Annotated in this window: 1 protein-coding gene; it reads right to left on the bottom strand. The window is 35.2% G+C overall.

Annotated features, from left to right (window positions below; genetic code table 11):
- A partial coding sequence (locus tag Q3287_RS19510) for a hypothetical protein (RefSeq protein WP_407964689.1) occupies positions 1-432 on the bottom strand: 432 nt, incomplete at both ends.

Below are 432 nucleotides of genomic sequence, written 5' to 3' on the forward strand. Positions count from 1 at the left end.
ATCTATTGCTTTATTTGCTGTAAAATCTCCTACAACTGGATCTACTGTTGGTGTTTTATCTAGTACTATTGTTAATGTTCCATTTGTTGCATTCACAGTTGACACTGCTGCTACTACATCTTTTGCATCTACTGTAAATGCATCTGCTTTTTTAGTCGTACCTTTGTATTCAACTCCTACTACTACACTTTGACTTGCATCTGTTTGTTCTATTGGTGTAAATGTATATGTTATTGTCTTAGTAGCTTTTTCGTATTTGAAGTTATCTAATGCTAACTCTGTTTCTTGTCCTCCATCTATTGCTTTATTTGCTATAAAGTCTCCTACAACTGGATCTACTGTTGGTGTTTTATCTAGTACTATTGTTAATGTTCCATTTGTTGCATTCACAGTTGATACTGCTGCTACTACATCCTGCCCCTTCGCATCTAC

The organism is Clostridioides sp. GD02404 (assembly GCF_045898275.1).
In the GTDB taxonomy this organism is placed as follows: domain Bacteria; phylum Bacillota; class Clostridia; order Peptostreptococcales; family Peptostreptococcaceae; genus Clostridioides; species Clostridioides difficile_A.